The organism is Aerococcus sp. Group 1 (assembly GCF_000193205.1).
Lineage (GTDB): Bacteria > Bacillota > Bacilli > Lactobacillales > Aerococcaceae > Aerococcus > Aerococcus urinae_A.
Genome location: NC_015278.1, coordinates 332,686 through 357,667, shown reverse-complemented (window position 1 = coordinate 357,667; position 24,982 = coordinate 332,686). Strand labels below are relative to the sequence as shown.

Below are 24,982 nucleotides of genomic sequence, written 5' to 3'. Positions count from 1 at the left end.
TTAACTACCCCCTCCTCACTTAGACGTCCGACGATCTTCTAATATTCCAACCCTTACTTAAAAGCCTTTAGCGGCCTTTTCTCCGGCAATTCGACCAAAGTTAACCGCAAAGCCAAAGGTCCCGCCAGGAAGGTTGAGGTCATAGCTGTCCCCATACATTCCGCCAGCGTCATTGCCAGCCGCATACAAACCAGCAATGGGACGGTTTTCAGAAGTAACCACTTCAGCCTTTTCATTGATCTTGATCCCACCAAGAGTCCCTAGGAAGTGGTTAGCACAACGAATGGCATAGAAAGGTCCCGCCTCAATTGGCGCTGCATATTTAGGGTTTTTGGCAAAGAGATTATCTTGACGACTTTCAGAGATCTTATTGTAGTCAGCAATGGTTTGACGGAGTTCTGCTTGGGAAAGCTGCAGTTGCTCTGCCAGGTCTTCAATACTATCGGCAATAAAGACATCGCCATTGGCTTGGCCCTGGCTTAATTCGTCATCGATCCCGACGAGCTTTGTCCCGGTTGGTACGAGGACCCCGACACCGATTTTAATGCCTTCCTCAACCATCTTTTCTTTAGTCGCTTGGTCAAAGACGGAGTACATGACGCCGTCTGGTTGATTAGCCAAGGCATTGCCCGCAAAAGGCCAAAGTGAAACAATTTCTTCATTACAGAAGCGGTCCCCTCTTTGGTTAATCCACAAATGGGGTTGACGGGCTGCCGCATTGAGTAGGGAAGTTGAGGATTGACCGGGTACTCCTGGACGGTAAAGTTGGAGCACGCCTGTCCCTTCTTCACCAGCCCCCACTTCCCAGGCCATCTGGATGCCTTCACCCGTTTTATTGGAATTTCCCACAGGATAGATATTGGTCTGACCGGTGTATTTGGCCATCATCTCAGCGTTATTGGCATAGCCCCCGCTAGCAATAATGACGGCTGAACAGCGGAAAACCAGGTTTTTCTGACCTTGTTTGGCTTTGAGCCCAATTACTCGGTCACCCTCCATAATCAATTCCTTTCCTGCTGTTTCATAGTAGCAGGCAATGTCTCTGTCTTTAATAAGGGCTGACATTTTTTGGATATAACCTGCCCCATGGCCATCGAATATGTGCCAGGTTCTTAAGCCACCGGGGTTATTGGTCGTTACCTTTTCAAAAGTGATCCCATGGTATAATAACCAATTAATGGTGTCAGCGGACTTTTCCACAAAGGCACGGGCAATGCGTGGATTAGCCCGCCAGTGGGAATACTCCATAATAAAATTAAAGGCCTGATCTTTCGTGATGTCGATATAATCATTTTCCTGCAGGCGACTTTCCGCCGCAAAAATTCCCTCAGCAAAGTTGGCCGAGCCACCGAACTGGGCTTGTTTTTCTAAAATCGCTACTTTGGCGCCCGCTTCTTCTGCGGCCAAGGCTGCCGCTAAACCTGCTGCACCACCACCGACAACCAGGACATCGGCGTCAATGACCTCCGTAGTAACTTTTTCTGTTTGGACTGAAGTGATTTTTTGATAGTTTTCAGGATCGAGCCCAGCTGCTTTTAAGGCAGCCGCTGTGGCATTAATAATGGCCTTACTGGAAACCGTGGCCCCTGACACCGTATCAACATTCAAAGACTGCTGGTCAATAATCCGTTGGGGAATAGTCTCATAGACCTTGTCCGCCAAGTTGGCCGTTTCCTGCTGGTTTAAAACTTCGATACTCAAGAGTCGGTCGTCCGCTAAAGCGACTTCCACCTCAATGTCTCCGTGCATGCCCGCTGCTGTTCCGCTCCACTTTTCAACCATTATAATACCCCTTTCTTTTCTCATATATTAGCACAAATAAGACGGTTTGTATGTTCTTGCACAAGCTGTTGCCAGCCAAAGAAAATAAAAAATCTTGGTAAGCTCTTCCTAGTCAACTGTGACTAAAAGGGAACTTGCCAAGATTTTATTTCAGCTTGTAGTGATAAAAATGAGCTCTTTTCGTCCTTTGTTGTGACTGTCGCATCATAACCTGCTCCCAGCGCGAGACAAGCGTCCACTTCAGAAAATGGTCTTGCCTCTGTTTGCGCTAGCCGCATTTAAAGATAACCTGTTCGCTGACAAAAGTGAACTCCGCTTCAGAAATATTTGTCAATCCTTTTCAAGGATTTCCGCATATTTCTTCCAGCGTTTCACTTTTTGTTGTCAGCTCACATCACAAGTTGAGTTCGGAAGGGGTAGGGGATGTCCTTTCAGAAAAGTTGAACGGTCAGATTACTGACCTTTTCATCTTTTCTTCCAAGGAATCGCCCTCCCTGATCCTTCCTCACATCCTCAAAGGTTTTCCGCGTATTGGTTGAGTCTTCTGAGGCGGTGGTTAATACCGGATTTAGAGACGGGGCCGGAGGGGAGGAGTTCGCCGAGTTCTTTAATGGTAGCCGAGGGGTTATCGAGGCGGGCTTGGGCGACTTCCTGGAGTTTTTCCGGTAATTTATCAAGGCCAATGGTGTTTTGAATGTGCTGGATGCTTCGGATTTGCTTGGCAGCGGCGTCAATGGTCTTATTCATATTGGCGTTTTCGCAGTTGACCATGCGGTTGACCGAATTGCGCATGTCACGAGTCACCCGGACATTTTCAAAGCGCAAAATAGCACTAGAGGCCCCTAAGAGCGCCAAGAAGTCAGAGATTTTCTCTGCCTCTTTGAGATAGGTAATGACCCCCTTGCGCCGATTGGTGGTTCGGGCATTCATATGGTAGCGATTCATCAATTCTGCCAGCTGTTGGGCATGGCTTTCATGGCTGGAATAGATCTCCAAGTGATAGGAGGAGGTTTCCGGATTATTAACCGACCCCCCAGCCAGAAAGGCTCCCCGTAAATACGCCCGCCGTGTGGGATCATTATAAATAATCTCAGCTGGAGCCGTTTCTAAGATACTGGAATCGCCGAGAATACCCAGTTGGTCTAAGAGCAGGTCAACGGCTTGTTTTACTCGGACAATATAGACATTATTTTTCTTTAACTTCATCTTCTTCCGGACCAGGATTTCCCCGTGGACTTGGAAGTAAGTTTTTAAGAGGGTATAAATTCTTTGGGTAATGGCCGCATTTTCCGTTTGAATATTCAGTGAGAGTTCGCCTTCAACGATCTGCAAAGCACCGTTCATACGAATAATGGCGGATAGTTCTGCACGCGCTTCCTCTTGGTCAAGCTTTAATTGGGTCAGTTCTTTCTTGACACTGGCTGCAAAAGAAACCACATGATCGCCTACTTTCTCTTCTTAATCATTAATCTTGGTGGTAGTCACGGTAGACCTGGATCAGGGCTTGGACCAGCTTATCCTTATCGTGGTAAACCCCAGAATCTTTGAGGTTTAAGAAATCCCAGCCGATAATCTCAGCCTCCTGGTCTTTCAAGCCTTGCCGGTCGTGGCTGACTTGGACGAGATAATCTAAGACCTCGTTGTTTTCAATGTATTCATAAGGCACGGTGGTCCGGTTCAAGAGACAGGCATCCACATAGTGGCCTTGTAAATGATCATTAATCACCCGTAAGTGGTCCGCATCGGAAAAGCCCTCTGTTTCCCCTAGCTGGGTCATGATATTACAGATATAAACCACCGTCGCCGAGGTTTCCTGTAGGGCTTGGCGGATTTCAGGAATCACGATATTGGGTAAGATCGAGGTATAAAGGGAACCGGGTCCTAAGACCACCATATCAGCTCCCATAATGGCATCAACCACACCCCGACCTGCTTTGACGCTTTGGTCAGACCTTGCCTGATTAGCCAAACGAACTGAGACCGACTGGATGGGACGTTTTTCTTCAACGATGGTGGTCTCCCCTTCAATCATATCGCCCTCTTGGTAGTGGGCTTGTAAGATGAGAGGTTCTTCACAGGCAGGCAGGACCCGGCCCTTGACCGCCATGGTGACGGATAATAATTTCAAGGCCGAATAGATACTCCCCCGCATTTCCGTAAGGGCGGCAATAATCAAATTACCAATGGCATGGCCCGAAAACTCCTGATCTTCGGGAGCAAAACGGTACTGGAAGACATCCTTATAGAGACTATTGGAGTCCGATAAGGCCACCAGGCAGTTACGCAAGTCGCCTGGGGGGATGGTATTTAAGGCCGACCGCAATTTGCCCGAAGAGCCCCCGTCATCTGCGACGGTCACCACAGCGGTTAAGTCGCAGTTGGCACTCTTCAAACCGGATAAGAGTATGGGGAGGCCGGTCCCGCCACCGATCACGGTAATTTTAGGGTAATAGTTCCTTGACTCACTCATTGATTTCGCTCCGTTCCTTTGCGCTTGTTCTGGTCACGGTGACTGATATGGGTGGTGTAATTGGTTGTGTCCATGATATGTTGACCGATCCGGCGGGTCAAAGCCACGGACCGGTGTTGACCCCCGGTACAGCCAATGGCGATGGTCAAGCTGGCCTTCCCTTCGGCTTCATAGAGGGGCAGGGTAAAGTCTAAAAGGTCGACAAATTTTTGGTAGAAAATTTCGGTATCGTCCTGGTCCATCACATAGTTATAAACGGGCTCGTCTTCCCCAGTTAAGGGACGCAATTCGTCGATATAGTGGGGGTTTGGCAGGAAACGCACGTCCATGACGATATCAGCATCAATAGGGATCCCATACTTAAAGCCAAAGGACATGACTTCGATGGTGAAGCCTGAGGCATCAGAGACATGGAATTCCCGGATCAAGGCGGCTCGTAATTCTTTAGGCGTGATGGAGGTGGTATCAATGGTCAAGTGAGAAAGGGCCCGAACTGGACTCAACTCTTCCCGCTCCCGTTGGATTCCTTCTAAAATCGTGCCTCCCTTTTGCAAGGGATGGTTACGGCGGCTTTCCTTATAACGCGCCACTAAGGCCGCATCACTGGTATCTAGGTAGACCAATTGAGAATGAATCTTAGGGTTATTATCCAAGAGTTGGAGGGCATGGACAAATTCATCAAAGAATTCCCGTGACCGTAAGTCAATCACCAAACAGACTTGGTTGATATCTTTGGACTTCTTGATGAGCTCGGAAAAAGTTGGTAAGAGAGAAGGCGGTAAGTTATCCACACAAAAGTAACCCATATCTTCAAAACTCTGTAAGGCAACCGTCTTCCCGGCCCCACTCATTCCCGTAATAATTACAATATTTAATTCACTATTTTCTGACATAATGTCTCCTTTTGTCTGAACACAGACCTAATCCTTCTCATTATAGCAAGCATCAATCGGGCCAGCAATTAAATAAATCCTAAAAAATCTAAAGTGTGACAGTCACAGCAAAGGACGAAAGCGCTGAAGAAAACGGAAATAAACTCAGCGACTCTTCCACAAGTTGGTCAATAAGGCAAAAGAGGCTGGGATCCATTCCCAGCTCCTTTTTTAAATCATTGCCTTTTGTATGATCTTTACCATATAGCCTTAATGAGCATTCAGTAGGCTTTTGAATTGTGTCTTTAAAAACTTTTATTCTGCCAAAGCTTGCATCACTTGGCCATATTGATCAACTTTTTCAGCCGCTTGGTCTTCAGAATCTGCTTTAACCCCAATGTAGAACTTAATCTTAGGTTCCGTCCCACTTGGGCGTACAGCAATCCATGACCCATCTGCTAATTGATACTTCAAGACATTGGACCGGGACATGTCAAAGTGTTCCACCTGACCTTGGTCATCAATCCGTTTCCCAGTTTGGAAATCTTCCGTTAATAGGACTTTTTGCCCAGCAATTTCTTGGGGTTGTTCTTGGCGCAAGTTAGCCATAATGCTTTCAATCTTCTTAGCTCCAGCTTGACCTTCGAATTTAAGGGAAATGGTTTTTTCCAGGTAGTAACCATATTCCTTGTAGAGGTCTAAGAGTCCGTCATAAACGGTCTTACCTTGGTCCTTATAGAAGGCCCCCACTTCAGCAAATAAGAGAGCAGCTTGGACCGCATCCTTGTCACGGGCGAAAGGCTTAATCAAGTAGCCATAGCTTTCTTCAAAACCAAAGAGGAAGCTGTGTTCCCCAGTTTCTTCGTATTCTTGGATCTTTTCCGCGATAAATTTAAAACCAGTCAGGGTGTTTTCGGTAGCAATATCAAAAGATTCTGCAATCTTAGCGGGCAGGTCACTGGACACGATAGATTTCACAATCACACCATTTTCAGGTAGGGTTCCCTCTTCCTTACGAGCAGTAAGGATATAGTGGGTTAATAGTGCCCCAATTTGGTTACCAGAAATAATCTTGTAAGACCCGTCTGGCATTAAGGCTGCAGCGCCCATACGGTCCGCATCCGGGTCGGTCGCAATCAGGAGGTCCGCATGGCTTTCCTTGCCGTAACGCATAGCATATTCAAAGGCTTCCGGGTATTCGGGGTTGGGCTCATCCAAGGTGGAGAAGTCCCCATTAGGTTCTTTTTGTTCTTCCACGTAGACAATGTTTTCAAAACCAGCCTTGTCTAGGGCTTCTTCCATCAATTTTTGTCCCGTCCCTTGGAGAGGGGTGTAGACGATGGTGACCTTGTCTTTCATCTTGTCGATAATGTCTGGGTTCACCGTCACGGTTTCCAGGTTCTTTAAGTAAGCCTCATCGACTTCCTTACCAATCACTTGATAGAGCCCCTTGTCCTTAATTTCATCCAAATCAGCCAGCGGGATGGTTAACATATTCACGTCTTTGACGTGGTTGACCAAGGCATCAGCATCTTGAGGAGGCATTTGCCCGCCGTCTTCCCCGTAAACCTTGTAGCCATTGTAGTATTCATTATTGTGGCTGGCTGTAATCATGATCCCGGTAAAGGTCCCTAAGTGACGGACGGTAAAGGAGAGTTCTGGCGTTGGGCGAACCCCTTCAAAGATATAGGATTTAATCCCATGTTGGCCCAGCACCCGGGCCGCATTTTGGGCAAATTCTAGAGAATGGTGACGACCATCGTAAGCAATGGCTACCCCACGGTCAACAGCTTCTTGGCCGTACTCTTCCATCACCCGGGCTAAACCTTCTGTGGCTTGGCGTACGGTATAAATATTCAAACGGTTGGTCCCGGGACCCATTAAGTCACGCATGCCCGCCGTCCCAAAGTTTACCTCTTTGTAGAAAGCTTCCTGGAGGGCGTCTTCGTCTTTTTCTAATTCTTCTAATTCAGCACGAACCTGAGCATCTAAATCGGAAAAATTCTTCCATTGCTCATAAGCATCTTTCCAAGTCATGGGATCACTCCTCTTTCATTTTTCGTAATTCTATTGTACCAAATTTACCCTAGCTTTGCTCCCCTTTCTCCTAAAACAAGCGGTCTCATCCCCTTGACTGGGGGAATATAATTTTTAAGGAATAGCAAGCGTGCTCTGGTCTTCTCTTAGTGTTAAAAACATTGCCTCAAGCTTGAAATAAAAAATACCCCTTAGTCTCCCATCAAGAGACCAAGAGGTAAAGGAATTAACTAATCCTACATATATTTTTCTGCTTGTTTGTGGGCAGCGATCCAGAAGACAGCGATTAAGGCTGAGAGGACTGCTAGGAAGACCCAGGCGGTTTGATAGGTTCCGGAAACATCCGCTAGGGTGGCTGCCAGGAGTGAGCCAGAAGTCATTCCTAACATCAAGGCACTTTGGACGATACCGTAGGCCTTAGGATAGTCAGCAGCGTTAAAGATTGATGAGGTCATCAATGGCGGTAAGACGGTACCAATGGCATTCCCTAAACCAAAGAAAATGGCCATCAGGAAGACAAAGGTGTAGTTGCCACTGAAGAGCATCAAGAAGTAAGCTAAAGCGCAGAGTAAGGAAGCGTATAGCGTTGCAATCCGAACACCAAACTTATCATTAACCACACCTAGAACTAACTTACCGAGAATACCGACCCCAGAATAGATCGACACCATTTGGGCCATCTTACCAGCGCCGTGGAGTTGTTGGACGTAAGGTGGGAATTGGCCCAAGCCCCCGTTATTCGAGATACCGATAAAGACGGTACCGATTAATAACATGATAAAGAAAGGCTTCTTGAAGGCTGCTTTGGTGGGTAATTTCACCCCCGTCTGGTCCTCTTCTTGATGGTCAGCCGTGTCATCCACTTCAGCTGCTCCCAAGGCATGGAGACCCTTCGCTTCAGGGTGTTCCACAAAGAGCATCATCACAATTGGGATCCCGACCACTAACATGATAATGGCGTAAACCAGGTAGGCCATCCGCCAACCCATGTCACCAATTAACCAGGTTAGTAATTGACTGAAGATAATCCCCCCAATCCCTAGTCCGGCAAAGGAAAGACTGAGAGCTGTCCCCCGACTTTTTACGAACCAATTATTGACCAGCATGGACACTGGAATAATGGTAGTCGCTGTATAACCAAAACCTACCCCAATAGAGAGCAAATAAAAAACATAAATATTAGGGGCAAAGGCGTATAAACCGTAAGAAATGGCATAAGCAAGCACCCCGATTAGGTAAAAGCGCTTGAAGTTACCCTTCTTAGCAAATTGTTGGGAGACAAAGGGTGAGACAAAGATCCCCATCCCCAGCACAATGGAGTTCACAATAGCAAAGGCCGAGTTGGCAATACCGAATTCTTCAACGACGTAAGGTTGGAAGAGGTTGGCCACCGCCACTGAAGCTGGTCCCATGACCGCTAGCATGATAATGGCGCCGAGGACGACCCACCAACCATAGAATAACTTATTTTCTTTCATTGAATTCCTCATTTCTAATAGACTTTACTTATTTACTATACCAGTTATTTGGGATTTTGTTGGAAATTTTGATTTTCCCCATTAAAAAAGAGGCCGCGACTTTTGTCTTGGCCTCTTTTACAGGACATGGTAGCTTTCTCTTACTGGTCAATTCTTAACTAGTTAAGCACGACCGCTTTTATTGTAGGGATTCATCTTTCCTACTGATTGTAACTAGTCCTGTTCCAGTGACTAGCAAGGCAACTGCTAATAAGACTGGAAGAGCAAAGTCAGCTTGTGAACCTGTTTTTGGTAAGCTAGCTGCTTGGCCCTTAGCTTTAGCCACTTCTTGCTTGGCTTCTTGACTAGGCAATGCATTGAAATCTTGACCACTTACTGGCGCATTTTCACTAGTCTTAAGAGTTTTTGGATGATTGAGTTTATAGGTTTTCACTGGAGCAACATTCTTCTTGTGAAGGCTGGTAGTCTTCACTTCGCCTGAAGCTTCAACAGGAATTTCTTCTTGGACTTCGCTCCCCTTGGGTTCCTCTGTATCACTTGGGCGAGGGCCTTCTGGAGCTGCTGGACTTGGCTTCTCTTGAGGACTTTCTGGCGTTTTTTCCTTGTCCTCAAGTTTTGGTTGGTCGCCTTGATCGGATGCTTTGTCTGGGTTCTCTGGTTTATCTTGTTTACCTGGATTTCCTGGTTGGTCATGCTTACCAGACTTATCTGGATTTCCTGGTTGTTCTGGATTTTCTTGCTTATCAGACTTGCCTGGTTGGTCAGATGGTTTATCTGGGGTTTCTGATTGGACTGGTTTACCAGGTTTTTCTGAGTTCCCCGGTTGATCTGAACTTGGATGGTCAGGTTGAACTGGCTTGCTTGGGTTTGGACAGGTCCCACAGACATTACCCACAATCTCAATACTGTAGTCGGTATAAACCACAATGAAGTCGCCATTATCAGTAAGTTTCACATTCTTAATGCCGCGACCATCTTTGCCGTCTTTGCCATCGCGACCGTCCTTACCATCTTTGCCACGGACAAGACCGGCATCAATGGTCCGGCCGTCTTCAAGGCTGATGATCAAGTGGCCGGCGTCGTCAACCTTGGCCTCTTTAATGCCGCCATTATTTGGACGAGGGATCACTTGAGTGGTGTGGTTACTGTTGATAATCACAAGATCGCCGTTATTATTGACGGTGATCTTCTCAACTCCTTGACCACCCTTACCGTCTCTACCATCACGACCGTCGCGACCATCCTTGCCATCTTTACCGTCTTTGCCGTCACGAACGAAGACTTGGCGGATCACTTCCCCAGTCTTAGGATTCTTATAGATAATCTTGGTGCCTGGTTGATTTGGATTGTCGCTCGGTTCGGTCTCAATGATTGGACTTTGGCCATCTTCACCATTATAGATAAATTCTCGGCTTAAGAGCTTACCATGACGGTCGGTCAAGGAAATTTCAACTCCGATTTGTTTACCCTTCTTATCGAAGACCGCTTTAATATCAGGAGTTAAGCCATCTTTACCGTCTTGACCATCCTTACCGTCTTTGACGAAGACCTTGCTGATTACTTGGCCAGTCTTTGGATTGATAAAGCTGATGTCATGGCCCTTTTCACCTTTTTCATTGACCGCTGGCGTGGTTTCAACCTTAGGTGACTCGCCATCCTTACCATCAGAGATAAAGGTCTCGCTGATCACTGCTCCGGTCTCTGGATTCTTGACAAGAATGTAGGCACCTGGTTGTCCTGCTCGGTCTTGGCCTGGCTTGGTCGCAACAATTGGAGCCTTGCCATCCTTGCCGTCTTTTCCATCTTTACCGTCTTTGACAAAGCTTTCAGAGATGACGGCCCCAGTGTCAGGATTTTTGACCAGGATTCTGGTTCCGTTGTTTCCTTCGCTATCTTTGTCTGACACAGTTTCAACAAGTGGGGCTTTGCCATCCTTACCGTTAGTGATGGTGACTGTTTTTTGCTTGCCGTTTGTCTTGGTAATGGTAAGGACATGGTTGCCATTAGTGTCTGTGGTCAAATCGACGTCTGGAGATTTGCCGTCTTTCACTTCAGTGACTTCTGGTGTCGCATCAGAAACCGCACGATCTGTACCACGAACTTGTGGGGTTACCGTGATGATGACCCCATCGTTAGTTGCATTGCGGCGGGCTGTAACCTTAGGCGCTAAACCATCGAGACCATCCTTCACAATAGCTTTGGCAACCGGTTCTTTACTGGTGTCCACCTTACCCGTTCCTGGGTTTACTGGGTAAAATTTAATCAGATTACCATAGGAGGTTCTTTCTACAACTGGCAGGTAGGTCTTGCCGTCCTTGCCATCTTTACCGTTAATACCAGCGGCTCCTTGAGCGCCAGTTTCGCCACGGTCTCCTTTATCGCCTTTTTCGCCGTTCTTCACTTCAAATGAAGTGGTACTGCCATCTGGGTTCTTAATGGTGATGGTGTGACCATCTGGCGTTTCAGCGGTTGAAATTTCTGGGGATTTGCCGTCCTTGCCATCTTTACCGTTTGTTCCAGCGGCACCTGTGTCACCTTTTTCGCCCTTGGCGCCTTTTTCACCTGGAAGACCTTGGTCTCCCTTATCACCTTTCGAGATATTAAGGACTGTGCCGTCAGATAAGGTAACGATGGTATTGCCATCTTTGTCTTTTTCGGTCTTGGTGACAGTAAATGGTGCGGCATCTTTACCGTTAGTTCCATTTTTACCATCATTGATGGTTGCGGTAGAGGTTGAGCCGTCTGGATTTGTGATAGTGATGGTGTGGGATCCGTCACCGTTATCTTTGGCTGAGATAGTTGGGGATTTGCCGTCGATACCATCCTTACCGTTAGTTCCAGCAACCCCATTTTCACCATTCTTAACAGTAAATGAGTTGGTCGTGCCATTTGGATTCTTGATGGTGATGGTGTGGCTACTATCAGTGTTTTCAGTAGTAGAGATTTCTGGGGATTTGCCGTCTACACCGTCTTTACCATTTGTTCCAGCGGCACCTGTGTCACCTTTTTCACCATTTTTCACGATGAATGAAGTGGTAGTACCGTTTGGATTCTTGATAGTAATTGTGTGACTGCCATCAGAATTTGCAGAACTTGAAATTTCTGGGGATTTACCGTCTGCGCCGGCTGCTCCTTGAGCGCCGCGTTCACCTTTTTGGCCGTTCTTCACTTCAAATGAGGTTGTGCTGCCATCTGGGTTCTTGATGGTGATGGTGTGGCCGTCTGGCGTTTCAGCGGTTGAAACTTCTGGTGACTTGCCGTCTGCACCTTTTTCACCTTGTGGACCTTGGGCGCCGGTTACACCTTTATCTCCCTTGGCGCCTTTTGCAATATTGAGAACTGTCCCATCAGATAAAGTAACGACTGTATTACCGTCTTTGTCTTTTTCGGTTTTGGTAACAGTTAGTGGTACAGCGTCCTTTCCATTGGTTCCAGCGGCACCTTGAGGGCCAGCTTCGCCACGGTCTCCCTTATCACCTTGGTCACCCTTTTGGCCATTCTTCACTTCAAATGAAGTGGTGCTGCCATCTGGGTTCTTGATAGTAATAGTATGACCTTCTGGAGTTTCAGTAGTTGAGACTTCTGGTGACTTACCATCTGCGCCAGCTGCTCCTGTATCACCTTTATCTCCCTTGTCACCCTTAGCTCCTGGTGCACCATTCTTCACAACTAAAGAAGTCGTGGTGCCGTTTGGATTCTTGACGGTAATTATATGGGTACCATCAGCATTTTCAGTGGTGGAGATTTCTGGAGATTTGCCGTCTACACCGTCTTTACCGTTGGCTCCAGCTGCACCTTTGTCACCTTTATCTCCCTTGACGCCTTTTTCACCTGGAAGACCTTGGTCCCCCTTATCACCTTTTGCGATGTTAAGGACCGTGCCGTCGGATAAGGTAACGATGGTATTGCCATCTTTGTCTTTTTCGGTTTTAGTGACAGTTAATGGCGCAGCATCTTTTCCGTTGGTCCCTGCAGCACCACGTTCTCCCTTGTCACCTTTTGCACCATCAGGGATAAAGATATTGTTGGTCGTTTCTAAGGTTTCTGGATTCTTGATGCGTAACCAGGTTCCTGGAACTTTCTTGGTATTATCAGAGAAGCCGCGTTGGGCGAAAACAATTGGCGATTTGCCGTCTTTTCCTGGGGTTCCGGCTTGACCTTTTTCGCCGTTCTTCACAACAAAAGAAGTGGTGGTACCGTTTGGGTTATTGACGGTAATTGTATGGCTACCATCAGCATTTTCAGTGGTGGAGATTTCTGGAGATTTGCCGTCTACACCGTCTTTACCGTTGGCTCCAGCTGCACCTTTGTCACCTTTATCTCCCTTGACGCCTTTTTCACCTGGAAGACCTTGGTCCCCCTTATCACCTTTTGCGATGTTAAGGACCGTGCCGTCGGATAAGGTAACGATGGTATTGCCATCTTTGTCTTTTTCGGTTTTAGTGACAGTTAATGGCGCAGCATCTTTTCCGTTGGTCCCTGCAGCACCACGTTCTCCCTTGTCACCTTTTGCACCATCAGGGATAAAGATATTGTTGGTCGTTTCTAAGGTTTCTGGATTCTTGATGCGTAACCAGGTTCCTGGAACTTTCTTGGTATTGTCAGAGAAGCCACGTTGGGCAAATACAACTGGGGATTTGCCGTCTTTTCCTGGGGTTCCTGCTTCACCTTTTTCACCGTTTTTCACAACAAATGAAGTTGTCGTGCCATTAGGATTCTTGATGGTGATGGTGTGGCTGCCATCAGGGTTTTCTGAGGTAGAAATTTCTGGCGACTTACCGTCTACACCGTTCTTACCATCTTTTCCGTTAGTCCCTGCAGCTCCTTGAGCGCCGGTTTCTCCACGGTCTCCTTTATCCCCTTTTTCACCCTTATCACCTTTAGCGCCATCTTTGATTTCACCTGTAGCAACAGCGTCTTTACTGGTATCAGCCTTACCGGTTTCTGGGTTTACTGGGTAGAACTTGATGGTGGTTACGCCATCTTTGTCCTTTGTGATGACTGGGGCGAAAGATTGACCATCCTTGACTTCCACAGTCTGTGGTTTACCGTCAACGACATTGCCTTTTTCATCACGGATTTGAGGGGTGATGGTTAAAGTGACCCCATTGTTGGCTGCATTCCGATCAGCGGTTACTTTTGGTGCCAGACTGTCTTTTCCAGCAAGTCCTTGGGCGCCAGCTTCACCTTTGGCTCCATCTTTGATATCCACAATTTGTGGGGTACCATCTACGACCTCCCCTTTTTCGTCACGACTTTGCGGCGTGATAGTTAGGGTGACACCGTCATTTGCCTTATTACGAACGGCAGTGACTTTTGGTGCAAGGCCGTCTTGACCGTTTACGCCAGCCGCACCTGTATCACCTTTGTCCCCCTTAGCACCTTTTTCACCATTCTTCACAACAAATGAAGTGGTCGTACCGTTCGGATTCTTAATGGTGATTGTGTGTCCGTCTGGAGTTTCAGTGGTTGAAATTTCTGGGGACTTACCGTCTGCACCATCCTTACCTTTTTCGCCTTGTGGCCCTTGAGCACCTTTGGCTCCATCTTTGATTTCGCCTGTAGCAACTGCTTCTTTAGTAGTATCAGCTTTACCGGTTTCTGGATTCACTGGATAGAATTTGATGGTAGTTGTGCCATTATTGTCTTTTATGATAACAGGAGCGAAAGATTTACCAGCTTGCCGTTAGTCCCTGCGACACCTTGGGCACCGCGTTCACCTTGGTCGCCTTTTGGACCTTGAGCACCGGTGTCACCCTTATCACCTTTGGCACCGTCTGGAATAAAGATATTGTTGGTGGTTTCTAAGGTCTCTGGATTCTTAATTCGTAACCAGGTTCCGGAAACTTTCTTGGTATTATCAGAGAAGCCGCGTTGGGCAAAAACAACTGGGGTTTTCCCGTCTTTTCCTGGGGTTCCTGCTTCACCTTTTTGGCCGTTTTTCACAACAAATGAAGTTGTCGTGCCGTTTGGATTCTTGATAGTAATGGTGTGGCTGCCGTCTGCGTTTTCGGTGGTAGAAATTTCTGGAGACTTACCGTCTGTGCCGGCTGTGCCTTGAGGGCCACGTTCACCTTGTAAACCTCTTTCACCTTGTTCTCCCTTGTCGCCTTTAGCGCCATCTTTGATTTCGCCTGTAGCAACGGCTTCTTTACTGGTATCAGCTTTACCGGTTTCTGGATTCACTGGATAGAACTTGATGGTAGTTGTGCCATTATTGTCTTTTGTGAGCACTGGGACGAAAGATTTACCATTATCACCTGCAACACCACGTTCACCTTGTGGACCCTGAGCTCCGGTTTCACCTTTAGCACCGTCTGGAATAAAGATATTGTTGGTGGTTTCTAAGGTCTCTGGATTCTTAATTCGTAACCAGGTTCCGGAAACTTTCTTGCTATTGTCAGAGAAGCCACGTTGGGCAAAAACAACTGGGGATTTGCCATCTTTACCTGGGGCTCCGGCATCACCTTTTTGGCCGTTTTTCACGACAAATGAAGTGGTCGTACCATTTGGATTCTTGATGGTGATAGTGTGGCTGCCATCTGAGTTTTCGTTTGTAGAGATTTCTGGAGATTTACCGTCTGCGCCGGCTGTGCCTTGAGGGCCACGTTCACCTTGGTCTCCCTTATCACCTTTTTGACCATTCTTTACTTCGAATGAAGTCGTGCTGCCGTCTGGGTTCTTGATAGTAATGGTATGTCCATCTTTTGTTTCAGTGGTTGAAACTTCTGGTGATTTACCGTCTGCACCTTTTTCGCCTGGTGCCCCTTGAGCGCCGGTGTCTCCTTTTAGACCTTTTTCACCTTTGGCTCCATCTTTAATCTCCACTGTTTGTGGCGTTCCATCTACGATATTGCCTTTTTCATCGCGAGACCGTGGAGTGATAGTTAGGGTGACACCATTATTATCTGAGTTACGCTTAGCCGTTACTGTTGGTTCAAGGCCGTCCTTACCATCGACACCATTCTTGATCACGGTTCTATTGGTTGAACCATCTGGATTGGTGATTGTTAGTGTGTAGCTACCGTCACCGTTATCCTTGGTTGAAATAGATGGGGATTGGCCATCCTTGCCATCTTTTCCTTTTTCGCCTGGTGCCCCTTGAGCGCCGGTGTCTCCTTTCGGACCTTGGGCACCGGTTGCGCCTTGTAGTCCTCTTTCTCCTTGATCACCCTTGTCACCTTTTGGACCTTGGGCACCTCTTTCCCCCTTGGGGACCGCGTTCACCATCTTTGATTTCACCTGTGGCAACAGCTTCTTTGCTGGTATCGGGCTGGCCGGTTTCTGGGTTCACTGGGTAGAACTTGATGGTGGTTACACCGTTTTTGTCTTTTTTGATAACTGGTGCGAAGCTTTTACCATCTTTTCCGTTTCGGATAGTGGCTGAGTGGGTGGTCCCATCAACATTTTTAACTTTTACGGTATAGGTGTCATCTCTATTATCCACCCAGTCAATTTCAGGAGACCTACCATCTTCACCATCTTTACCATCTGTAATAACCGCTTGGTGGCTGGTGCCATCGGGGTTAGTAATCTTTATGGTATAGGAATTAGGCTCTGTAGCTTTTTTCTTCTCATTTCTAACAATGGCTAGCCGTGGCGTTCCACCATCTTTACCTGGTTCGCCTTGAGCTCCCTTATCACCCTTTTGCCCTTTTGGACCTTGGGCACCGGTGTCACCTTTGGCACCGTCTGGGATGAAGGCAGTTTTGGTTTCAGTGGTTTTCTGGCCTTCTTGATCATATTTCGGATAGGTAAAGGTGACATAGGTTCCCTTTTTGCCATCTTTTTCACCGGGTTGGGTTTGGACATCGATGGCTAGATCTGGAAGAGCTGGGCCGGTGCCTTCAAGGATGACTTCATCCTGACGCTCAATTAGGGTCTTGGAATTTTTCTTGGTGTAGTAATCATTAAAGTTTTCTTCGGTTAAGTTTTCGTCACCTAAGACATCACGACTTTGTTCATAAATCACGCGGTTGACACCGTCATGGCCACTTTGTTTGACTACTCGGACACCCTTAGGAAGCAATGGAGTCGTCTCAACCGTTGACCTATGCTTGTCGGTTTCAGTACGAACTTCATAGTGTTTAATCTTGCGGAAGGCTGTGTCGACCACTTCATCTTTCTTAAGATTTCGAATGAGTTTTTCACTTCCGACAAATTGCTTGCCTGCCTTCACGGTAGCGAAACGATTGGGTTCTTCGAACTTCACCACATAACCGTTGTATCCAGGTAAATTTTCAAAGCTATAATGCCCATTCAGGTCGGTGGTTGTGCTGGCCAGCAATTTCCCATCAGCAGGGTTGTAGAGGTTCACCTTGATGTTGTTGAGGGATTTGTCTCCCCTACTTGTTCCATCCCCATTACGGTCATCGTATACCGTCCCAGAAATTTTATAGATGTCAACAATTTGTGGGACGTTGGCGGCTGGGTCAGCATCTAAAACATTGAAATAGCGTTTCTCATCGGTATAAGTTCTGTGGATAGACTCTCTATTCAGCCCGCTAGCAGTGACAATCGGTTTGCCATTACGGTCGACATAGGTGATTTCGATTCCCGAATTGGCAGATTCATTCAATTTCGTGCCATCTATAACCTTTAACGGCAAGTGCTCAGCAGGAATATTAATCGTTACTTTATCATCCCCATTATTTATCGGCACTTCTTGTGGTTTTTCTGACCCTGGATAAGTAATGACCGCCTTGGCACCTACAGCTGCTAGGTAGTCGCGTTCGCCATTCAAAAAAGAGAGATAAAATTTCTTGCTGGCTAAGGTTAAATTCCCGTTACCTTTTTCATTAGTCAGTTGGGGAGAAGTTTCGATAATGCCTCCATATTGGCTATCAACCGGAACTTCTTGAGTGTTCTTCCCATCGCTTACGCGTACCTTGTCGCCATCTTGTAAGACTTTAAGGCTAGCCAAAGGAATTTTCCAATAACCATCGGACTCGGCAAGGGTCTCTCCAATTGGCGTTTCCACCCCATCATGGATATAAACCGCCTTGATCGTTTTCCCAGCTTCAGCGTGACCACCAAAGTAATCTTGGTAACGGTGGCCATTCTTATCGCCTTCAAGATTTTCATTGACAATGCTTAATGAATTATCTTGTCTATCCCTAACCACAGGTGGTTGTGCATTTTCGGGCGCTTCATAAGTGGTCGCAAGTGTTTCGGTTGGGATTGGGCTTACTTCTGCCGAACTTAGACCTGGCTCTGTCCTTGACACTGCTGGGCTTGCCGCTTCAGTCTTTGGCGCTTCTGGAAGCGCGGTCGCTGTGGGACTAGCTGGAGCATTTTCAGCTAGGGCAAGCGCGCTTGGCTGGTTTTCATTGCCTTGAGGACTGGCTGGCTGACTTGCTTTAGCCTTATTGTCAACGACTTGGGCCTTGTCTTGACTAGCTAAGTCTGCTGGACTGCCTTGTCCTTGAGCTGAGCTTAATCCTTGGTCCTGACTACTTGGAAGAGTGACTTTCGTTTCGGCGACTGCTGCTTCATTAACAGCGGCTTGAGCTACCGCAGCGTCTCCTACAAAGAGCAAACCAACAGCAACAGCCACTGAAGCGACACCGATATTTAAACGTTTAATAGAATAGCGATAGCACTTATTGGCCATCTTTTCACGATATAATTTGACATTATTCTTTCCTAGCATATTTTAATTACCCTCTTTACATTTTTCTTAGTTTCTCATCACAAAAATAAAAATAATGTTTTAAAAGATATAAAAATTTGCTATTAGTTAAGCAAAAAAATAATTAAAAAACTAGCGATTTTTTTAAAGTAAAAAAGTATACCTAGTTAAAAAAGCTTAGAAAGCTTGATTTACTCGGATTTCTCTTTTAGCTATGGTATATATTTTTCGATAGGATAATAATCTAAAAACATTTTATTGTTTTTATCTACAAGATTATTTATAAATAACTAAACTATTTTTCGTTTTATTACCTAAATTTGTTTTTCTACTTGAAAATTTAAGCCGATTAACTATAATCGGGCAAAACTTTCACCCCCCTTGTCCCAGCAAAAATTCTCCAGACCGATTCAAGCTGAACATTTCTTTTCTGAGGGCAGAAAAAAACTAGGCGAGATGATTCACCTAGTTTAATAAGCATTCAAATTTTTAATTGCATAGACAGAGTAGGTCCAGCTTTTTCGAAGCTGGCAAAGGCTTAACAGCTCCTAATCATTCAAGGCTTCCACGTATTGGTAGGCTTCTTGGCCAGCGCTGCCGGCGTCACCAACTGCAGTGGAGACTTGGCGTAATTTCTTCTTACGGACGTCCCCACAGGCAAAGATACCGGGCACGGCAGTAGCCATATTCTCATCAGTTAAGATCCAGCCTTCTTCATCGGTAATCCCTAAATCACGGAAGGCTTCACTATTAGGCAAGAGGCCCACATAGATGAAGACCCCACCGGCTGGGACTTCCGTCACTTCATGGGACTTCACATTTTCCACCAAGATACTGGTGACTTGCTTGCCGTCGCCTTTAATTTCTTTGACCACGCTGTCCCAGGTAAAGGAAATCTTGTCATTAGCAAAGGCGCGGTCTTGGAGAATTTTTTGGGCCCTTAGTTGGTCACGGCGGTGGATAATATCAACCGTGTTGGCGAATTGGGTCAAATAACTGCCCTCTTCCACGGCCGAATCGCCCCCACCGACCACCTTGATGTCGCGGCCCTTATAGAAGGCCCCATCACAAACCGCACAGTAGGAAACCCCATGGCCATTGTATTCTTCTTCCCCCGGCACATCCAAGGTCCGGTGCACTGACCCGGTAGCGATAACGATAGCCTTAGCCTTGAAGTCGCCATTATCGGTTTCAATCAGGTGGTAAGGCTTACCGGGGGTCACTTTTTTCACATTGCCAAAGACATACTCAGCTCCAAATTGCATGGCACTTTCGTACATCTTATTGGCTAGGTCAGGCCCAGCAATACTCTTGTAGCCGGGGTAGTTTTCCACCGTGGCGGTATTAATCAATTCCCCACCAGGGACTCCCCGTTCCAAGACAGCGACCTGTAAATTAGCTCGCGACGCATACAGGGCTGCGGTTAAGCCGGCTGGACCGGCACCGATAACAATCACATCATAAGTCTTAACTTCTTCACTCACGTTGATTCCTCCACTTTTTTCGCTTTAGTCACACTTTATTCCCAGCCTCCACATAACCGGTGCGCTGGGACTTGGAGACTGAGAGATTATTTCAAGTCCTTCTCTAAGTCAAGTAGGTAGGCGCGTAAGTCGTCTTTGATTTCTGGATGGCGGAGACCATAGGAAATACAGGTTTTCATATATTCTAACTTATTGCCGACATCATAGCGTTGGCCGGTAAACTCAAGGGCAAAGACCCGTTGTGTTTTATTCAGACGGTCAATGGCATCGGTCAATTGGATTTCGTTTCCGGCCCCAGGTTCTTGGGTTTCCAAGAGGTCAAAGATTTCTGGAGTGAGGAGATAACGACCGATAATAGCCAAGTCACTCGGCGCTTCGCTAGGATCAGGTTTTTCCACGAATTGGCGAACATTATAGATGCCGTCCTTATATTGGGCTTCCGGATCGATAATGCCGTACTTGCTGGTATCTTCGTGGGGCACCCGCATAACGGCAATATTAGAGGCATGGGTTTCATGATAAGCGTCGATCAATTGTTTTGTCAAAGGAACTGCATCCTCCATCAAATCATCGCCAAGCATGACCACAAAGGGTTCATCGCCAACAAAGGCCTTGGCCTGTAAAACCGCGTCTCCCAGTCCCTTGGGATAGGATTGGCGCTTGAAGAAGAGGTTTAAGCCAATAGTCTCTTGGACAATTTCCAGTAAGTCGTCCTTACCCTTGGCATGGAGGTTTTCTTCCAGTTCAATATTGGAGTCAAAGTGGTCCTCGATGGGGCGTTTGTTCTTCCCAGTAATGATTAAAATATCTTCAATCCCACTGGCCAGGGCCTCTTCCACGATGAATTGGATGGTGGGTTTATCAACAATTGGTAACATTTCTTTGGCCATGGCCTTGGTGGCTGGCAAGAAACGGGTTCCTAAACCAGCTGCAGGGATAATGGCTTTTCTTACTTTCGTCATAGCTACTCCTTTATTCGTGAATCGGTCTTCACGGTAATTATTGTGACAGTTGGTCACTAGTCTCTTCTCTTAATGTAAAAGTTGTTTAGCAATTTAGCAAGCCTTAGGGGGATTCTTATCACTTTTTTATCGATTGTAAGTCCCCGGTGGCCGTTGTTAAAAACTTAATTACTCGTTCAAACGGGCTTGTTTAGCCAAGGACTGTTCTAAGGCCAGGCGGTCTAAGCCGACTTCTTGCTTGCCTTGGCGTTTCATGAGGTCCTCGACAAGTTTTCTTAAATCCTTGTGGTCATAGAGGACCTGGTAGGTGGTTTGGGTGATGGGCATTTCGATCCCTACCGACTGGGCCAATTCATAGGCCGACTTGGTGGTATGAACCCCTTCTACAATCATCCCCATCTGGTCAAGGACCTCTTGAACTGACTTGCCCTGGCCAATTTGGTAGCCCGCCTGCCAGTTCCGTGAAAAGGGTGAGGTACAGGTAACGATTAAGTCGCCAATCCCACTCAAACCGGCAAAGGTAAAGGGGTCTGCTCCTAAAGCCACGCCTAAGCGGGTGATTTCCGCCAGGCCTCGGGTCATCAAGATGGCCTTGGCATTGTCGCCAAAACCCAAACCAGCCAAGGCGCCGGAACAGAGGGCAATAATATTTTTTAAGGCGCCCCCCAGTTCTACCCCGACCACGTCGTCATTGGTGTAGACCCGAAAATAAGCATTCATAAAGAGGGCTTGCAGGGCTTCTGCCGCTTCCAGGTCCTCACAGGCAGCGGTAATACCAGTGATATCACGGCGGGCCACTTCTTCGGCATGGCTGGGTCCTGATAAGACCACCGGCCCTTGGATAGCCAAGTCTTTAAAACTGTCTTCCAAGATCACCGAGACCCGCTCATGGGTCTCTAACTCCAGACCCTTAGCCGCATGGAAGATCAGAGGCGGGGCTGCCTGTGCATCCTCGGCTTGTAAAATAGCGGCCACTTGGTCGGCTACCCCGCGGATCGCGTTGGTCGGTACCACGAAGCCGATCACTTGGGCGCCTTTTACCGCTGCTTTTAGGTCACTCGTTGCAACAATATCATGGGACAAAGTGACCTCTTTTAAATAGGCGGCGTTAGTATGGCTTTGGTTAATTTCATCCGCCTGATTTTGTCGGTGGGTCCAGAGGGTGACTTGGTGGCCATTTTCTGCTAAGACCATGGCCAAGGCCGTCCCCCAGGAACCAGCACCGAGTAAGCTAACTGCTTGTTTTACCATTATCTTCTCCTTTTATTTGCTTTTATCCACATTGACTTGTCCTAGGCTGATTTCTCCTGCTTCACTTGGGCCCGCCGCTTAGCTAAATAGTTATAGTCGCTGTAATAAGGCAGGTCTCCTTGCTTGGTGCGCCGGTAGATAAAGAGTCCAATCCCCACAACCACTAGGACTAAGGACAAGGCTTGGGAGACCCGGATTGGCCCCAGGTAGAGGGAATCGGTCCGTAAACCTTCAATGAAGAAGCGTCCCGTCCCATACCAAATCAGGTATAAGAGCCCGGTCTCGCCGAGTTTTAAGGTCTTATGACGGTGACGGAGGAAGAGTAAGACCCCTACCCCCAATAAATTCCACAGGGATTCGTAGAGAAAGGTGGGATGGTAGTATTGACCGTTAATATACATTTGTTCAACGATAAAGTTAGGTAAGTGCAAAGTCTCCCGTAAGAATCCTTCACTAACCGGGCCACCGTGGGCTTCTTGGTTGACGAAGTTCCCCCAGCGACCAATGCCTTGGGCTAGGAGTAAGTAAGGCATGATCACATCTGCCAAGAAACTCACCTTCATATTATGGCGCTTGGCATAGATAATCGCGGTCAAGGCGCCCGCAAGGACACCCCCATAAATGGCGATGCCGCCCTGCCAGATGGCAATAATTTCGCCCAGGTTTTCCCGGTAGTAGTCCCACTCAAAGATCACATAATAGAGCCGGGCTCCGATAAAACCGATGGGCACCGCCCACATGATCATGTCCATGACCTGGTCACTATCAAAACCCTTGCGCTCAATCTCTTTCAGAATCAGTTCCACCGCTAAGAACATGCCCAGGGCAATAATAATCCCGTACCAACGGATCTCAATCCCTAAAAAGGAAAAGGCCACTGGATCAATGGCCAGCAGGTTAAGGCTGGGTAAAAGTTTTCCAAGTAAGGTCGTTATCATGACTCATCGCCCGCTTCCGCCTGGTCGTTTTCGGCGTGAGTCTTGGCATCCGCTTCCTGGTTGGCTTGGATTAAATGGGTCAGTCTTTCCTCGAATTCCTTACCGGCATTGTAGCCCATATTGTTGGCCCGAAGATTCATAGCCGCCACTTCCACGATATTAGAAGAATTTCGCCCAGTGCGGACAGGCACGGTAATTTGAGGGACATCTACTCCGAGGAGGGAAACCATTTCCGGCTCTGAACCTAAACGTTCATAGTCTTCATCATCATCCCACATGACTAAGCGGACGATCAAGTGGAGTTGTTGGGCCTGTTTAACCGCCCCGGCCCCAAAGAGGGTGAGGACATTAATGATGCCCAGGCCGCGGATTTCGATCATATTTTGTAAGATGGCCGGCGCCTCGCCCACGATGGAATAGTCATCGCGTTTATGGAGTTCCACCCGGTCATCAGCCACAAGCCGGTGACCGTTTTTGATTAATTCCAAGGCGGTTTCCGACTTACCAATCCCGCTGTCTCCAATAATCATAATCCCTAAACCATAAACATCCACAAAGACCCCATGCTTGGACACCCGGGGCGCCAGACGCTCTTGGAGGTAGGTAGTAATATTGGAATAGAGCCGGGTGGTCACCGCACTCCCCTGGAGAATAGGGATTTTATTTTCTTCGGCCGCTTGAAAGACCTCGTATTCCGGCATCAAGTCGCGGGAGAAAATAAAGACCGGCGTATCTTCCCGAGACATCCGCCGCATAATCAAGAGCCGCTCATCACTAGTCATTTTCTTCAAATAGGAGTGCTCATTCCGGCCAAACAATTGGACCCGTTCCGAGGGATAATAGTTAAAATAACCCGATAATTCCAAACCCGGACGGGAAATGTCGCTGGTTTTAATCAAACGGTCTAAATACTCTTCTCCCTGGAGCACCTTTAGCCCAAGCTGGTCCCTGAGCTCTTTAACGGTTACTGCTTCCATAATTGTTTCCTTTCTCTTTTTAAATCTCACTTCATTTTACCATAGGCCCACCCCATTAGTAAGGCTTGAGAGTGCGACGAGAGCACCAAAAGCCAAAAAGAATCCTGAACCAAGGCTAACTAAGAAAAAAGACTGCAACAGGCGTCGCAGTCTTTTAACGATTAATAACATTTAAGTAAAAGCCTTCTCCCGTCGCACTCTCTAATAGTCGCTTCGGTAAGGATCAAATATCTTCTTCAAGAGTTCTTGAGCCAGGCCATAAATCAGGGCCAGCACCATGCAGTAGAAGAAGGAAGATATCCAGAAATAAGCTGTCCCCATCAGGGAGGAAGCCAGCCAGAAGATAAAACCATTCAAGACCAGGTTAAATAAGCCCAGGGTCAGAAAGTTTATCGGCAAAGCTAAAATTCTCAAAATCGGATAAACCAACTTGTAGAGAATAGCGATGACTAAAACCACAATCACCGCCGAGGCAAAGTCTTGGATATAAACCGCCGGCCAGAAAATCCGGCCCAGTCCTTGGAGGAGGATGGCTTGGATCAAGAGACGAATAATATTTCTAATCATGGTCGACCTTAACCTTCTCCACTTCCTTAATTTGACGTTTGTTTAAGTCCCGATAGACCGGTTCCACATCGTCTTCACGCTGTGTGTAGGCCTCTTGACGCGGATTCGTCCGCTGTCTAGTCCCTTGTCCTCCTCCAAAGAAAGTCCGCTTAAAGTTGATGATACTTTCATTAGGGATTAAAACCATCAGGGCCAGGTAGATAAAAATTGCCAGGTAGCGTAGCGGGGTAAAAAGAGCCACCGCAAAGGCAATCCGGAGCCAAACTGCGGAAATACCAAAGTAGTCAGCGAAACCACCACAAACCCCAGCAAACACACGGTTGGTTAAGGAACGTTTCAATGCTTTCATAAAATCTCTCCTTATCTTGATTCAAACAAGTACTATCGATACCGCTGTTCAAACGATTGAGAAATCGCTACTAAGATATAAACAAAATTAGGTATTAGATAGCGGGATGTAAGAATATTTTACCATAAGCACGCTCAAGACTCGACTCTCCCTGCCTGACAAACAGCGAATTTAAAGGATTCTA

The 24,982-nt window shown here is 47.1% G+C and carries 16 protein-coding genes; all 16 read right to left on the bottom strand.

Annotation, left to right across the window (positions count from 1 at the left end; all coding sequences use genetic code 11):
* Nucleotides 1–57 precede the first annotated feature (57 nt).
* The 16 genes from HMPREF9243_RS01645 to HMPREF9243_RS09750 all read right to left on the bottom strand — a co-directional run bounded on the left by HMPREF9243_RS01645 (nucleotide 58) and on the right by HMPREF9243_RS09750 (nucleotide 24,798).
* Nucleotides 58–1,782: an FAD-dependent oxidoreductase gene (locus HMPREF9243_RS01645; RefSeq protein ID WP_013669848.1), complete on the bottom strand. Its 1,725-nt coding sequence runs from the start codon at nucleotides 1,780–1,782 to the stop codon at nucleotides 58–60.
* A gap of 513 nt (nucleotides 1,783–2,295) precedes the next feature.
* A complete protein-coding gene (whiA, locus tag HMPREF9243_RS01640) occupies nucleotides 2,296–3,219 on the bottom strand; it encodes a DNA-binding protein WhiA (protein ID WP_013668613.1) in 924 nt (307 codons plus the stop codon).
* 28 nt (nucleotides 3,220–3,247) lie between these two features.
* A complete protein-coding gene (gene yvcK / locus HMPREF9243_RS01635) occupies nucleotides 3,248–4,252 on the bottom strand; it encodes a uridine diphosphate-N-acetylglucosamine-binding protein YvcK (RefSeq protein WP_013669637.1) in 1,005 nt (334 codons plus the stop codon).
* Nucleotides 4,249–5,145 carry an RNase adapter RapZ gene (gene rapZ / locus HMPREF9243_RS01630; protein WP_013668578.1) on the bottom strand — a complete coding sequence of 299 codons (897 nt, stop codon included), beginning with the start codon at nucleotides 5,143–5,145 and terminating at the stop codon, nucleotides 4,249–4,251. The genes yvcK and rapZ overlap by 4 nt, the downstream gene beginning before the upstream one ends.
* Before the next feature lie 294 nt (nucleotides 5,146–5,439).
* The gene (locus tag HMPREF9243_RS01625) at nucleotides 5,440–7,161 is read right to left on the bottom strand and encodes a phospho-sugar mutase (protein ID WP_013669350.1); all 1,722 of its coding nucleotides are present in this window, start codon (nucleotides 7,159–7,161) and stop codon (nucleotides 5,440–5,442) included.
* 236 nt (nucleotides 7,162–7,397) lie between these two features.
* Nucleotides 7,398–8,639, bottom strand: coding sequence for an MFS transporter (locus HMPREF9243_RS01620; RefSeq protein ID WP_013670133.1), 1,242 nt, complete (start codon nucleotides 8,637–8,639; stop codon nucleotides 7,398–7,400).
* A 178-nt stretch (nucleotides 8,640–8,817) separates the two neighbouring features.
* Nucleotides 8,818–14,250, bottom strand: a complete 5,433-nt coding sequence (locus HMPREF9243_RS01615; RefSeq protein ID WP_041705841.1) for a hypothetical protein — start codon at nucleotides 14,248–14,250, stop codon at nucleotides 8,818–8,820.
* A gap of 38 nt (nucleotides 14,251–14,288) precedes the next feature.
* Nucleotides 14,289–15,869 carry a hypothetical protein gene (locus HMPREF9243_RS01610; RefSeq protein WP_041705837.1) on the bottom strand — a complete coding sequence of 527 codons (1,581 nt, stop codon included), beginning with the start codon at nucleotides 15,867–15,869 and terminating at the stop codon, nucleotides 14,289–14,291.
* Complete coding sequence (locus tag HMPREF9243_RS01605) at nucleotides 15,817–18,291, bottom strand: SdrD B-like domain-containing protein (RefSeq protein WP_041705834.1); 2,475 nt, start codon at nucleotides 18,289–18,291, stop codon at nucleotides 15,817–15,819. Before HMPREF9243_RS01605 ends, HMPREF9243_RS01610 begins: the two co-directional genes overlap by 53 nt.
* A 527-nt stretch (nucleotides 18,292–18,818) precedes the next feature.
* Complete coding sequence (gene trxB, locus HMPREF9243_RS01600; protein WP_013669357.1) at nucleotides 18,819–19,754, bottom strand: thioredoxin-disulfide reductase; 936 nt, start codon at nucleotides 19,752–19,754, stop codon at nucleotides 18,819–18,821.
* A gap of 86 nt (nucleotides 19,755–19,840) precedes the next feature.
* Nucleotides 19,841–20,716 carry a UTP--glucose-1-phosphate uridylyltransferase GalU gene (gene galU, locus HMPREF9243_RS01595; protein ID WP_013668583.1) on the bottom strand — a complete coding sequence of 292 codons (876 nt, stop codon included), beginning with the start codon at nucleotides 20,714–20,716 and terminating at the stop codon, nucleotides 19,841–19,843.
* Between the two features lie 168 nt (nucleotides 20,717–20,884).
* On the bottom strand, nucleotides 20,885–21,967 hold the full coding sequence (locus HMPREF9243_RS01590) for an NAD(P)H-dependent glycerol-3-phosphate dehydrogenase (RefSeq protein ID WP_013669051.1): 1,083 nt from the start codon (nucleotides 21,965–21,967) through the stop codon (nucleotides 20,885–20,887).
* Nucleotides 21,968–22,008: 41 nt separating this feature from the next.
* Nucleotides 22,009–22,905, bottom strand: coding sequence for a prolipoprotein diacylglyceryl transferase (gene lgt / locus HMPREF9243_RS01585; RefSeq protein WP_013669993.1), 897 nt, complete (start codon nucleotides 22,903–22,905; stop codon nucleotides 22,009–22,011).
* Nucleotides 22,902–23,882, bottom strand: a complete 981-nt coding sequence (hprK, locus tag HMPREF9243_RS01580) for an HPr(Ser) kinase/phosphatase (protein WP_013668849.1) — start codon at nucleotides 23,880–23,882, stop codon at nucleotides 22,902–22,904. The genes lgt and hprK overlap by 4 nt, the downstream gene beginning before the upstream one ends.
* 201 nt (nucleotides 23,883–24,083) lie before the next feature.
* Nucleotides 24,084–24,449, bottom strand: a complete 366-nt coding sequence (locus HMPREF9243_RS01575) for a phage holin family protein (protein ID WP_013669792.1) — start codon at nucleotides 24,447–24,449, stop codon at nucleotides 24,084–24,086.
* Nucleotides 24,442–24,798 carry a PspC domain-containing protein gene (locus tag HMPREF9243_RS09750; RefSeq protein ID WP_013668992.1) on the bottom strand — a complete coding sequence of 119 codons (357 nt, stop codon included), beginning with the start codon at nucleotides 24,796–24,798 and terminating at the stop codon, nucleotides 24,442–24,444. The genes HMPREF9243_RS01575 and HMPREF9243_RS09750 overlap by 8 nt, the downstream gene beginning before the upstream one ends.
* Between the last annotated feature and the right edge of the window lie 184 nt (nucleotides 24,799–24,982).

Excerpts from the sequence above, each read along its gene's own strand:
- HMPREF9243_RS09750 (WP_013668992.1), bottom strand. The coding sequence starts at position 24,798 with ATGAAAGCATTGAAACGTTCCTTAACCAACCGTGTGTTTGCTGGGGTT.
- HMPREF9243_RS01610 (WP_041705837.1), bottom strand. The coding sequence starts at position 15,869 with ATGGTGAACGCGGTCCCCAAGGGGGAAAGAGGTGCCCAAGGTCCAAAA.
- galU (WP_013668583.1), bottom strand. The coding sequence starts at position 20,716 with ATGACGAAAGTAAGAAAAGCCATTATCCCTGCAGCTGGTTTAGGAACC.
- lgt (WP_013669993.1), bottom strand. The coding sequence starts at position 22,905 with ATGATAACGACCTTACTTGGAAAACTTTTACCCAGCCTTAACCTGCTG.
- HMPREF9243_RS01645 (WP_013669848.1), bottom strand. The coding sequence starts at position 1,782 with ATGGTTGAAAAGTGGAGCGGAACAGCAGCGGGCATGCACGGAGACATT.
- HMPREF9243_RS01590 (WP_013669051.1), bottom strand. The coding sequence starts at position 21,967 with ATGGTAAAACAAGCAGTTAGCTTACTCGGTGCTGGTTCCTGGGGGACG.
- yvcK (WP_013669637.1), bottom strand. The coding sequence starts at position 4,252 with ATGAGTGAGTCAAGGAACTATTACCCTAAAATTACCGTGATCGGTGGC.
- HMPREF9243_RS01625 (WP_013669350.1), bottom strand. The coding sequence starts at position 7,161 with ATGACTTGGAAAGATGCTTATGAGCAATGGAAGAATTTTTCCGATTTA.
- hprK (WP_013668849.1), bottom strand. The coding sequence starts at position 23,882 with ATGGAAGCAGTAACCGTTAAAGAGCTCAGGGACCAGCTTGGGCTAAAG.
- HMPREF9243_RS01620 (WP_013670133.1), bottom strand. The coding sequence starts at position 8,639 with ATGAAAGAAAATAAGTTATTCTATGGTTGGTGGGTCGTCCTCGGCGCC.
- HMPREF9243_RS01605 (WP_041705834.1), bottom strand. The coding sequence starts at position 18,291 with ATGCTAGGAAAGAATAATGTCAAATTATATCGTGAAAAGATGGCCAAT.
- HMPREF9243_RS01575 (WP_013669792.1), bottom strand. The coding sequence starts at position 24,449 with ATGATTAGAAATATTATTCGTCTCTTGATCCAAGCCATCCTCCTCCAA.
- rapZ (WP_013668578.1), bottom strand. The coding sequence starts at position 5,145 with ATGTCAGAAAATAGTGAATTAAATATTGTAATTATTACGGGAATGAGT.